8 protein-coding genes and 1 CRISPR repeat array are annotated in these 12,380 nt (G+C 40.0%); all 8 genes read left to right on the top strand.

The features are described 5' to 3' along the window. Positions 1-23: 23 nt before the first annotated feature. Positions 24-308: a CRISPR-associated protein Csx18 gene (gene csx18, locus QUB80_RS30605; protein ID WP_289793233.1), complete on the top strand. Its 285-nt coding sequence runs from the start codon at positions 24-26 to the stop codon at positions 306-308. A 5-nt stretch (positions 309-313) separates the two neighbouring features. Further along, positions 314-1,306 carry a CRISPR-associated endonuclease Cas1, Slr7092 subtype gene (locus QUB80_RS30600; RefSeq protein ID WP_289793232.1) on the top strand — a complete coding sequence of 331 codons (993 nt, stop codon included), beginning with the start codon at positions 314-316 and terminating at the stop codon, positions 1,304-1,306. A 4-nt stretch (positions 1,307-1,310) separates the two neighbouring features. Beyond that, entirely contained in the window at positions 1,311-1,589 is a 279-nt protein-coding gene (gene cas2 / locus QUB80_RS30595) for a CRISPR-associated endonuclease Cas2, Ssr7093 family (RefSeq protein WP_289793231.1), read from the top strand. 186 nt (positions 1,590-1,775) lie between these two features. Beyond that, positions 1,776-4,486: a CRISPR direct-repeat array (repeat unit 36 nt; unit sequence GTCTCTACTCGCTAGAGAAATTAATTGATTGGAAAT). Between the two features lie 311 nt (positions 4,487-4,797). Then, a complete protein-coding gene (cas10, locus tag QUB80_RS30590; protein ID WP_289793230.1) occupies positions 4,798-7,806 on the top strand; it encodes a type III-B CRISPR-associated protein Cas10/Cmr2 in 3,009 nt (1,002 codons plus the stop codon). Further along, positions 7,806-8,933 carry a type III-B CRISPR module-associated Cmr3 family protein gene (locus QUB80_RS30585; protein WP_289793229.1) on the top strand — a complete coding sequence of 376 codons (1,128 nt, stop codon included), beginning with the start codon at positions 7,806-7,808 and terminating at the stop codon, positions 8,931-8,933. The genes cas10 and QUB80_RS30585 overlap by 1 nt, the downstream gene beginning before the upstream one ends. A gap of 274 nt (positions 8,934-9,207) precedes the next feature. Further along, positions 9,208-10,089 (top strand): type III-B CRISPR module RAMP protein Cmr4, encoded by an 882-nt coding sequence (gene cmr4, locus QUB80_RS30580; RefSeq protein WP_289793228.1) that lies wholly within the window; start codon positions 9,208-9,210, stop codon positions 10,087-10,089. Between the two features lie 11 nt (positions 10,090-10,100). Beyond that, positions 10,101-10,598 (top strand): hypothetical protein, encoded by a 498-nt coding sequence (locus QUB80_RS30575; RefSeq protein ID WP_289793227.1) that lies wholly within the window; start codon positions 10,101-10,103, stop codon positions 10,596-10,598. Next, positions 10,598-12,313: an RAMP superfamily CRISPR-associated protein gene (locus QUB80_RS30570; RefSeq protein ID WP_289793226.1), complete on the top strand. Its 1,716-nt coding sequence runs from the start codon at positions 10,598-10,600 to the stop codon at positions 12,311-12,313. Before QUB80_RS30575 ends, QUB80_RS30570 begins: the two co-directional genes overlap by 1 nt. The last annotated feature ends 67 nt before the right edge of the window (positions 12,314-12,380 follow it).

Below are 12,380 nucleotides of genomic sequence, written 5' to 3'. Positions count from 1 at the left end.
GTATAAATTAACAGTTTATCAATATGTATATATCGCCTCGTGCTTCTAGAGTACGTAACATTTTAGTATCTGTTTCTACCGGCAGCATTACCCTTGTCATTTTGCTGATTGCACCTTTGGGTCTAGCGGCTGTGATTATCAATACGGTACTAGTGACATTTACTACTTATATAGTCTCTAGTGTGGCAGATCGAGTCATTGGTTGGTTAGAACCAGCAGGAAATGCTGATTTAATTTCAGATTCTGGCTCCCAAAAACACAATCTTGCTCGTCAGCGGCGGCAATCTGCATTCCAACGGTGGAGGTAGAAATCATGAGAACTCTCTATGTCTCTCAGCAAAATTGCTATGTTTCACTGCAAAAAGAAACTTTAATTGTCAAACAGGGAGAGATAGTTCAGGGTCAGGTGCAGCTACCGCTATTGGAACAGATTTTGATTTTTGGCAAGTCGCAAGTCAGCACACAAGCGATTCGGGCCTGCTTGTGGAGAGAGATTCCCATTGTCTACCTTTCGCGCATGGGATACTGTTATGGGCGTATTTTACCAATTGGGCGGGGGTATCGACAATTATGCCGCTATCAGCAACAACTGACACAAACAGAACGGCTGATTACTGCTAGAGGGATTGTACAGGCAAAGTTAAAAAATAGTCGAGTTCTGTTGCGGCGACAGCGACGGCGGCAAGAGTCTGAGTTGTTAGAAAAAGTGCTACAAGGTTTAGATCACCTGGTTTCGCAAGTGGCGATCGCTGATAACTGGGATCGGCTCATGGGTTTTGAAGGTGCAGGTGCAGCACAGTATTTCTCTGTTTTTGGTGAATGCTTGACAAATCCTGAATTTGTGTTTGTTGGACGTAGCCGTCGTCCTCCAGGAAATCCTGTAAATGCCATATTAAGTTTTGGGTATCAGGTACTTTGGAATCACTTGCTGGCATTAATTGAACTCCAGGGACTTGATCCTTATTATGCTTGTTTGCACGAAGGTTCAGAACGCCATGCTGCACTGGCTTCTGATTTAATTGAGGAGTTTCGTGCGCCAATTGTGGATTCTCTAGTGCTATGGCTGGTGAATAAAAATGTCATGAATGCTCAGAATGATTTTGAATATCGGGATGGAGGTTGTTATCTCAATGATTTGGGCAGAAAAAAATATTTAAAAGCTTTTTTACAGCGCATGGAAGAGGAAGTACAAATAGATGATGGAAACAAACAACCGCGATGGCATCTTCTTACCACTCAGGTGAAAGCTTATAAGCAATTTGTCTATAATCCAGCGCAGGTTTATCAGCCTTATCTGATTCGCTAATTTTATGCTTTTGTATGTGGTAGCTTATGATATTCCTTGCGATAAGCGACGTAAAAAAGTCTCAGATTTATTGGAAGGCTACGGAATTCGAGTACAGTACAGTGTTTTTGAATGTGTGTTGACAGTTTCACAATATAATGAGTTACATCAGCGATTGCGGAAGAAAGTAAAGTTATCGGAGGATAAAATACGTTTTTATCCTTTGTCGGCTCACACTCTAAATCAAATTCAAGTTTGGGGTGGGCCTCCAGTAACAGAAATACCTGGTTCAACTATTATTTAGCTGTCGCTGCGGCCGATCGCAAAAATGGCTAAAATAACGCAAATTCGTAGAATCGGCCGTTGCCTTGTCCTGTAAGGGTTTCATTCGTTTTTTGTTTTAATTTGCTGGCTGTTATGGGTAGAAAAATCGGATCGGTCGCAAACTATCTGTGGACTCCTTACTGGGTAAGGGTTTAAGATGTAGGGGGTCTCTACTCGCTAGAGAAATTAATTGATTGGAAATTACTCTGGGTATAATTTTTTAAAGATTTGAGCAGTACTGTCTCTACTCGCTAGAGAAATTAATTGATTGGAAATGTTAGAAGATAGAAACGCCAGATAGAAATTAGGTTCGAGTCTCTACTCGCTAGAGAAATTAATTGATTGGAAATCACGTGAACACAAGAAGAATATAAATTTCCTACTCTGTCTCTACTCGCTAGAGAAATTAATTGATTGGAAATCCTAAAGACAATACACCATCAGAAAGAATAAATTGTAAATGTCTCTACTCGCTAGAGAAATTAATTGATTGGAAATCTTTATTATCAACTCAACTCTCAGATAAAATAATCTATGTCTCTACTCGCTAGAGAAATTAATTGATTGGAAATTGAGGTTATATTCCCCATTATATTGTTTTCTTTAATGTCTCTACTCGCTAGAGAAATTAATTGATTGGAAATCCGTTACTAGGTAATTTAACTAAATCGTAAAATTTGTGTACGTCTCTACTCGCTAGAGAAATTAATTGATTGGAAATTTAAGCCATATGAAACACTTCTCAGAAGAAAACAATTGTCTCTACTCGCTAGAGAAATTAATTGATTGGAAATTGCTTTATTCATCTTTTTATCAGTATCTATTCCTAATGTCTCTACTCGCTAGAGAAATTAATTGATTGGAAATTTAGTTTTCTGGTATGAAATTAACACCATTATGTGGTCTCTACTCGCTAGAGAAATTAATTGATTGGAAATTTACTTGGTTACAATTTGATTAAGTATCGGCAGTTTAAGTCTCTACTCGCTAGAGAAATTAATTGATTGGAAATTCAGTATTGAAAAACCAATCCAGGAGTAAGTCAGGCGGTCTCTACTCGCTAGAGAAATTAATTGATTGGAAATTCGCTAAATTGTTTCCAAACCCAACTACGCCAATTTGTCTAGGTCTCTACTCGCTAGAGAAATTAATTGATTGGAAATATCCTCGGTGATTGACCATAGAGATCGCGAGATAGTCTCTACTCGCTAGAGAAATTAATTGATTGGAAATCCTTGTAATGGTTCTATTTCTGTGTTGAACTCTAATTCAAGTCTCTACTCGCTAGAGAAATTAATTGATTGGAAATCTGTATCAAATCCAAGAATCTAGATTCTGCATCACATGTCTCTACTCGCTAGAGAAATTAATTGATTGGAAATTGAGATGGCACTGAGGTGGTGTGCTTATCTTTATATTGTCTCTACTCGCTAGAGAAATTAATTGATTAGAAATTCTAATTACCCTCAAAATCAATAACGTAAACACCTTCTTCTAAGTCTCTACTCGCTAGAGAAATTAATTGATTGGAAATTTGGTTAAAAGAGCCTACAAGGGTGCGATTCGTTGTGTCTCTACTCGCTAGAGAAATTAATTGATTGGAAATTATTAGGTGTAACGCCGTCTAACAATCTTTCAACATCGCTCATGTCTCTACTCGCTAGAGAAATTAATTGATTGGAAATTTACGATTTCAACTACTTGTGTTACCTTCATTTTGAAGGTCTCTACTCGCTAGAGAAATTAATTGATTGGAAACGTAGTAGACAACCCAGCCCAATCTAAATCAATCATGTCTCTACTCGCTAGAGAAATTAATTGATTGGAAACATGGTTTACCGCTTTCCGAAACGCTGCCTCTTGTTTTTCTTGTCTCTACTCGCTAGAGAAATTAATTGATTGGAAACATTTGACGTCCTTGGGAACGACAAAAGACTTTATTGTCTCTACTCGCTAGAGAAATTAATTGATTGGAAACGGAGGAAGGAGAAGAAACCCTTTCTTTGTTTGTTGAGTCTCTACTCGCTAGAGAAATTAATTGATTGGAAACCGTCACCCCGTGTAGTTGCATCTACTACCAAGCCCTTTGCAGTCTCTACTCGCTAGAGAAATTAATTGATTGGAAACTATCGATTTTCTTTTTTACATCTAAATAACTTCCACGTCTCTACTCGCTAGAGAAATTAATTGATTGGAAACGGAAATATGAATGAAGAACTAACAATAGTAATCTTTCGTAAGGTCTCTACTCGCTATAGAAATTAATTGATTGGAAACAAGGGATGATAATGGTAATGTGACTAGAGATGGTGTAGAGTCTCTACTCGCTAGAGAAATTAATTGATTGGAAACATGGATGAAGTCGAGTTGTTAGGTGAAGTAGATGAGGTCTCTACTCGCTAGAGAAATTAATTGATTGGAAACCAAAATTTCGCACTCTGTCAAGAATTCCACACCCTGTGGATAAGTCTCTACTCGCTAGAGAAATTAATTGATTGGAAACAGGGTGCTTAGGTTCTGAATGCATTTCTCATGAGGCAGTCTCTACTCGCTAGAAAAATTAATTGATTGGAAACCTTGAAGCACTTGACCGATTTATCAAGCCACCACGGGAAAGTCTCTACTCGCTAGAGAAATTAATTGATTGGAAACAACAGCATATTCCCTACGCTGTTGGAAGGAACCGTCTGGAAGTCTCTACTCGCTAGAGAAATTAATTGATTGGAAACTTAATTAGTGGTACAGCAACATCATTATTACTCGGAAGTCTCTACTCGCTAGAGAAATTAATTGATTGGAAACTTACAGTGGTTGATACAGCGACCAGTGTTTTAAGTTAAAGTCTCTACTCGCTAGAGACATTAATTGATTGGAAAGCTACCTGGCGAAGAAGCAGCGATGGTCGTTCGCGTAGCGCTTCCGCTAGGAAAAGACCCGCCTTCGGCGATCGCCGTGTAGCAGTCAACGCGACTTCGTACTCGCGAAGGCTAACGCAGCTATCCATAATTATCCAAAAATGTCAATAAATAAGAAAATATTTATCCAAATTTAATCTACTTCGCTCAAAGCCTTACCGCAAAAGGATATCCTCGATTTAAGTAATTATTTCAAAATATATACTGATATTAGACAAATAATAATAACAATTTATACAATAGCCCTTGGATGCATTACAAGGAAGTTCACCTGTGTCAGAAGAATACTGGCAAGCAAAAATATGGGGTTTACTCCACGATCCTGTGTTAAAAGCTTTACATAATAATAGTGGGCGTGGGAGAAACAGCTTCTGGCAACAACTAGAGGTGATGCAACCTTGGGTTGAGAAAGGCTGGAATCCAGAAACATCTGGAGGTAAAGCATTACAACATATTCACCAAGCCGACTACATTGCTTCAGCAAGCGACAGAGGCGCTATTGGTAGCGTCAGCGCCAGTATAAATTATGCTCCAGGTAATAACTCAGAACAAGGTTTAGAAGTCTCTCACCTATTATCCGGGGCGAAACGTAATTTTAAAATCAAGCAGCATTCACAAATGCTGACACCAAATCGTAAAAATTACTTAGATTTCCAAGAACAAAAATTACAAGAAGCCATACCCGCAGGGGTAAGGACAGATATTAAAGGTGTGTTTTGGTGGCTGTGGCGTTGTTTACCAGCCGCAACGTGTCAGGAATTTGAGGATGAATCTTTGATACTGATGCCGGCTGAAACCCGCTTACCAGATAGTTCGATTTGGAGTCACACCAGTATTACATCTGCTTTGGCTGGCGCTTTGGCTGGCTATGACTTGACAATGGCAGAAATTGAACATTGGCCAGCTAATAAAACTTTATCTCATCCTTATCTCGCCACTTTCACATTTACACCCATACAAGAACTAATTAAAGCCAGTCGCAAAATGCGGGACTTTTGGGCAGGTTCTTGGCTTCTACACTATCTCTCAGCCAAAGTCTGTTGGGAAGTTTCCAAAAAATACGGCCCTGACAGCTTTCTTTATCCCAGCCTTTACCAACAGCCATTAATTGACCATTGGTTATTACAAGAATTTCCTAAGTTTGACCAATGGATCAAGAAACCTAATGCTAATCAATTATTAACGGCTGGTTTTCCTAACGTGTTGGTGTTAGTGCTACCAAAAGATAAAGTAAAAGGTGCCATGCAAATGGCTAAGCAAAAACTTTTAGAAGAGTGGGCGCGAATTGGTGATTTGGTTTTTAAAGAATTACACAATAAACGCCGTTGGATGCCAAATTTAACAGAAGATAGCAAAACTTGGCAAGGTTGGTTAGAGTCTCAATGGCAGTTTTATTGGACGGCTTTACCCATAGGTAAAGAGGGAGAGAATTTAAAAAACGCAGCGATTCCTAAAGAAAGAGAAACAGAATTTTTAGAATGGCTAAATGCCCAAAATAAAGCTTATATAACTAATCAAGAATACAATCTATTTCAAGATAAGGAAATAGATTTTCTGCGGGAAGCATATCAACAGCGATTGGAAAGACAAGGAAGAAAATTTAGCGTCAATGTTGGTTCTTGGTGGGCAGCAATTTTTGATGCAAATCGCTATGCTTTAGCAGCTGTTAAAAATGCCCGTAATTGGGAATTACCAACAGCTTTCGGTCCTCGTTCTACAATCTCTGGTATTGGCCCGGTGGTGCATCCTAGTGATGATTGGATTACAGAAGGACAAACTAAAAAATATTGGGAACGTCACGCAGGTTTATTTGATGGACGAGAACAGTTAAATGCTACTGAAACGGTTAAACGGGTTTTAGAAAAAGTTTTAGATCAGTTGTTGGATATTAAAAATGAAGATGCCATAGCAGCTTCTTATCCAGATTTAACCGCAGGTGTGGCGGGATATCTCAAAGTTCATGAAAAGGATATTAAGCACGAATTAGCATTTAAGGATGCTTGTCAAGCAATTATCGCCAAAAATCCTTGGGCTAAAGGTGTAATCCAAGAAATGAAAAATAAATGGGGAATTCCGTGGATAGATAAGAATAATTTACCCCAAAGATTTCATCCGCGTTTACTCAATGCTGGCTGGTTAGTGGAAGATGCTGAAACTCCAGAACTAGAAAAATTACAAGATAAATTAAAAGCAGCAGATAAACAGAATAAAGAAGTAATTCGCCGAGAAATTTCGGATTTGAAAAAAACTTATCGCCAAGAAATCCAAAAAAATATTGATAGCTTTTACCCTGGTAACAATCCTGCTGACTGGTATGTATTAGCTGCGGGTGATGGCGATAGTATGAGTGAATGGTTGCAGGGTATAAAACTAAAAGAATATCGAGATTATATTCCCTCACAATTATCAGTATCGCTGGACAGTTTCCAGAAATTTTTAGAAGTCAAAAAACGGATGGGGCCATCAACACATAATGCTCTCAGTCGTGCTTTGTTAGATTTTTCTAATCAATTGGTACCTTATCTGACTCAACAGCGTTATGCTGGACGCTTGATTTATGCCGGTGGTGATGATGTTTTAGCCTACACCAACCTCTGGGAATGGGATAACTGGTTATGGGATATTCGCCAATGCTTCCGGGGAGATAAGGATCCCCAAGAGGAATTTGATAGCGGTGATGATTATTGGACTGCTAAGACTATGCTGTCGCAGCAAGTAGCCACAAGACCATTATTCACAATGGGCAGGAATGCAACTATTAGCTTTGGGATTATTATTGCCCATCATTCTGTACCGTTAGCGATCGCTTTGGAAAATCTTTGGGAGGCAGAGAAAAAGGCGAAGGAACACAAATCTCCTGAAAATCAGCAAAAAGATGCGGTGCAAGTCCGGGTGTTGTATGGCAATGGCAATATTTTAAAGGCAACTACGAAGTTCCAAGTATTCCATCAGTGGCAGAAACTTACTCTCAAACCCTTTTCCCAAGAAGATAAGGGACTAGATGCAGCCATTTTTGAACAAGCCGCTAGTCTTTGGAGCCAGCATCCCGCACCTCTAAAAGAAGCGATCACACCTTGGACAAAAGCATTTTGCGATCGGCGCGATCAATTTCAAGGAGATGAAGTTGCCAAAAACCAATTTCAGCAGTACTTAGCTGAGTTTCTTGGGGCTTTATGGGAAACCACTTCTGAGATTGATAGAGATTCAGAAATACAAAACTGGCTGAAGCTTGCTGCTTTTATCCTTCGCAATCGTGACATCAAATTAGGAGGTGGTGTCTGATGTTCTGGTATACCTTAACGCCACTGGATTTGCTGTTATTGCGCGATGCCAAACCCTTTACTCCAGGAGAAAGGGCTTGGGCTGGGAGTATATTTCCGCCCAATGGTCATACGATCGCTGGCGCATTGCGCGGTTTATTTTCACAAAAGAAAGACTTCCGCCTCATTGGCCCGTTTCTTTGCCGACAAACTGAATCCGGTAATAAACTTTACTTGCCGCGCCCTCTGGGATTTTATAAGTCAACGCCCCTAGTACCTTTAGAATGGAACTCTGATTCTTATTTACAAGCAGCTTTATGGGATAAAACTGAACCTTCTCCCTTGGTTAAACCTCCAGGGCAATTGGCAGATGAGGAAGATAATTACAGCCCTAGTAGTAGTGAGAAAAAGTTTCGCCAGTATTTGCCCTATGAAGTTGTTCAGAAATATTTAGAAACTGGGCATATAGATAGGGAAGATTGGATTGTTGAAGGTGGAAGTTATGAAGATCAACCTTGGACAATAGAAACGCGATCGCACAATTCAATTGAGGAAGGGACAAGGCAAGTTAAAGCTGCCGATGGTTATTTTGTCGAAAATGGAATTCGTCTCTATGCTAAATGGAGTTTAGCGATCGCTATAGATCAAGAAATTGATACTCCCATGACTCTGCGATTAGGAGGGGAAGGGCATCGCACAATTTTACAGCGTTGCCATGAATTGGATGAGCAGTGGGCAAGCCTGCAACAACAATCTCAGAAGAATTTTAAGAGTGGAGGTAAGTCGATAGCTTATTTGGTGACTCCTGGCGTATTTGAACGCAAGGATAAATATCAAGGTACAGAAAAGTCTTTGTGCCGTGCCTTTCCCTGGGAGTGGAAATTAGCTCATACCGTCAACAAAAATCAAATACTGGGAGATTTAGTTAGTGTCGCTACTGATAAAGCAGTACCGATAAGTTGCCGCTTTCGTGACAAAGATGAAATAACTAAAAGCATCCCTGCACCTCAAGTTTTTGCCGCGCCTCCTGGGAGTTTGTATTACTTGAATCAGCCGCGATCGCTGTTCCAAGATGACGGACAAACCCAGGTGAATAAATGGCGAAAACTCGGCTACTCCGAATTACTGTGGATAAATTATAAATTATGAATTAGAAAGAGCTTAATAAATTTTATTTGGGAATTTTGGAATTAAATTATGGTTCTTTATTACTTGTTATGCTAAAAACGTCTATAAATTAGCTCATATCCCTTGCTGGGTAAGAAAGACAGCTTTTAATTTTGACCTTTGAGCTTTTAGAATAAAATCTAGTTTTTAACTGCCTGAAACCCTTGATTTTAAAGGCAAATCCCTAATTGTAGTTTGAAATTTAGTATAACACCTACGGAAGAGCCTAAATTATTTAAATTAAGTGAGAAGAATTATGTCTGATTTTAGAGTTGGTTATATATACAGCCTTGCACCTATTCATTGTGGTGGTGAAGGTGACTTAGGCAATATTTTAGAAATTGCCCGTGAAGTGCATACCAATTTTCCTTATGTTCCTGGTTCATCTCTTAGAGGAACTCTCAGAGATGAAGTCAAGTTGCAAGATGAAACAGCAGTCGATATTTTATTTGGTAAAGAGTTAGATAAGCAAGGTCAAATGGGAGTGCATCAGGTATGGTTTGGAGATGCACGCTTGCTGTGGGTTCCTATGCGAACTATGTCAATGAATGGTGGTAGAGATGTATTTAGCTGGGTTAGCTGTCATTCTTTGATTCGCGATCATGCAATCATTACACAGCAAAGTTCTGTCATTTTTCCTAACCAAGCTGTAGGTATTTCGGCGGGTACATATCTGGTTGCTGATGCTCAAATTCAAGTCACTCAGATGTCTAATGAGCAAAAACAAGCAACAACCTTAGCTGGAACTTGGCCAAATTCTCTTAAAAGTGCTGTTCAACCGACTTGGGAAAATAATCGGATCGTTTTACCTGATGCTGATTTTCAAGTATTAATGGAACACTCTTTATGGACTCAAGTCCGTAACAAAATTCAAGATGAAACAACAGGTGCTAATCAAGCAGGTTCAGCTGAGGTATTTTGGACGGATGTTTGCATTCCTAGAGACACTATTTTCTATTTCTCTTGGGGTTACAGCCTCCTCAAAGATAAACCTGTGAAGCCAGAACAACATGACGTGTTAATGAGCGTTTTGCAGGGACTTTTTCAAGTTGGTGGTCAAGCCAATGTGGGGCGTGGTTGGGTTCAAGGTTGGACAAATAATGCTGCATCACCTTGTCCAGTAAAAGTTGGAGTATAGAGGAAAAAATTATGGCTGATCAATTAAAGAAACCACAACCACCACAAACAGCAAAAGCTAATTCAATCACGCCGCCTACTAAGCCTGTGAATGTTGATAGTGGTTTTAGTCCTACTCAAGTATTACCAGAACAGATGAGTTTGGTTGCACACGAACATATCCAAACTTATTTAAAAAATCAGCGTAAATCAAACATAGATAAAAATGATCTAACGGCTGTCTTGCGTTTGTTGCAGCATTTACGAGTATTTGGTTTGTTGTCTGCGGTTGGTTATGTGAACCAATCTAATGCTCAAGGCGGTGAAGTGCGAGAACGTACTGTTCCTGTTTGGGAATCGCTGCTAGGTCAGATGATTAATCAAGCCAACCCTCCACAACGGGAACAGCTGATGGAAGAAATAGTAAAAATGACCAGACAGCAGCCACAACAATATATGGCTACTTGGCGTAGGTCTTTGATGTTAGCTAATCATTGGAATTTCTGGGCTAGAGCTTATCAGGAGGATTAATGTACACTGGTTCTCGATTAATTGAATTGTTAGAGTTACAACATCAAAGGCGATCGCAATCTGGCTTATTTAAAAAAGATACTTTTACTATTCAGTGGCGTGCTAAAGTTGGTTCTTTTCCTCACCCAGATGTAGAAACTATTGTCTCAGCAGGCGAACCTTGTGGTGCATGGCGACCTACTCAAGGACGACCGGAAGATAAACGTAATGTTAATGAAAATTGGCAACTGTTCCGAGTATTACCTCTAAATGGTTATATTCCTGGTGCTTCCATTAGAGGAATAGTAAGAGCTTGGGCAAAACAACGCCCTGATATTTTACCTAGAATGTATGAACTTTTGGGGTATCAAAACAACGATACAATCAGGGCTGGTAAGATTGAATTCCTAGATGCTTGGCCTGATGAACCAACCAAACTGACTTTAGATATTGTTAATCCTCAGCAAGAATTTCAAGTTTATCATCAAGGACAAGGTACGCCTTTATCTCTCTACACTCTAGGCGATGGTAAAGATTATATTCCTGTTACAGTAGCTATTCGCGGCATTCCTGGTCGTGCTACCGATGCAGAAGTCAGTGAAGTTTGGGGATGGGTACAGCAAGCACTGAGTTTATACGGTGTTGGTAGTCGGACGGCTTCTGGATATGGAACACTGAAGTTTTCCGATCCTCTCAAACCCACTCCCGATCCTGATTGTACAGTCAAGCAATTTGACTTTAGTCTCTACAGCCAAGGTAGTGCAGGGCCAAATATGCAAACAATGGAATTGCGCCCTTCCCATTGGCGTGGCTGGCTGAGGTCTTGGATTTTGCGGTTTTTGCTGGGAGTAATGTCTCAGCAAGATGCTAAAAAAACCGTTGATGAACTGTTAGGAACCTTAGAACCACAAACCCGCAAAGGTTGTCTGCGTTTGCAGATGTTGAAGGGTAAAATATGGGGCGATTACTCCACTGATCAACCAAGGTTTTACGCCTGGAAAGGCAAATTACAAATTAGCGCCCCCAAAGACATCTTAAATACAATTATTCTGCCGATTATTCGATTTGCAGTCATGGTAGGTGGTGTAGGACGTGGTTGGCGCAGACCGTTGCACATATTCCATATGAACAATGGTCATGCTGCTGCACGGGGAACGCTTTTGACTTTAACTCACAAATTGAGAAATAAAAATACACAGGAATGGGAAACCAAACCCTATGCTTTGCCTTTGGATGCAGCAACATGGACAAAAGCTTATCAAGATTGGCTAGCAGCAGTACAAAGCCAATGGTCTGATAGAGTTACAGCAGACAACCATAATATTAACGCCGAGGTTTTTTCACCTAATACTTGTGCAATCTACGCTGTTCCCGGTCCAGACAGTGAACCCATAGAACGCCGTGAAATGTTGTGGAACTATGCCAACGACGCAGAAGCAACTCGTGGTGACGGGATGTACTTAATTTATCAAAAAGATGCACCACAAAATTACAAGCGCAATCCAGAGATTGGCGGAAATGCAGGTGGGGGTAATGCTTCCTGTTCTTGGGCAAGTATCAAACGAGTAAATATTCACAACAAAGAAGAAGAAACAGACTGTCAAGAAATTGTCTGTCTTTTTATGGGCGGACAAACACCAAATTCTAACCATGTGCGATCGCGTTTTCTTCGCGATCTAGGCAAAATGAGTGGTGCTGTACATTTATTTGGTGTTCAGCCTCCTACTAATCCTTAAAACTGTGATGTCTACGACGGGCTACGCCTACGCACCTCTTCCCAAAACTACTTTCAACTTTATCCAT

The sequence above is a fragment of the Chlorogloeopsis sp. ULAP01 genome, from assembly GCF_030381805.1.
Classification (GTDB): domain Bacteria; phylum Cyanobacteriota; class Cyanobacteriia; order Cyanobacteriales; family Nostocaceae; genus Chlorogloeopsis.
This window is presented reverse-complemented; position numbering and strand designations above follow the sequence as displayed.

What these genes read in the sequence shown, in the direction of transcription:
- QUB80_RS30585 (WP_289793229.1), top strand. Translation starts at nt 7,806, where the DNA reads ATGTTCTGGTATACCTTAACGCCACTGGATTTGCTGTTATTGCGCGAT.
- cmr4 (WP_289793228.1), top strand. Translation starts at nt 9,208, where the DNA reads ATGTCTGATTTTAGAGTTGGTTATATATACAGCCTTGCACCTATTCAT.
- QUB80_RS30600 (WP_289793232.1), top strand. Translation starts at nt 314, where the DNA reads ATGAGAACTCTCTATGTCTCTCAGCAAAATTGCTATGTTTCACTGCAA.
- csx18 (WP_289793233.1), top strand. Translation starts at nt 24, where the DNA reads ATGTATATATCGCCTCGTGCTTCTAGAGTACGTAACATTTTAGTATCT.
- QUB80_RS30570 (WP_289793226.1), top strand. Translation starts at nt 10,598, where the DNA reads ATGTACACTGGTTCTCGATTAATTGAATTGTTAGAGTTACAACATCAA.
- QUB80_RS30575 (WP_289793227.1), top strand. Translation starts at nt 10,101, where the DNA reads ATGGCTGATCAATTAAAGAAACCACAACCACCACAAACAGCAAAAGCT.
- cas2 (WP_289793231.1), top strand. Translation starts at nt 1,311, where the DNA reads ATGCTTTTGTATGTGGTAGCTTATGATATTCCTTGCGATAAGCGACGT.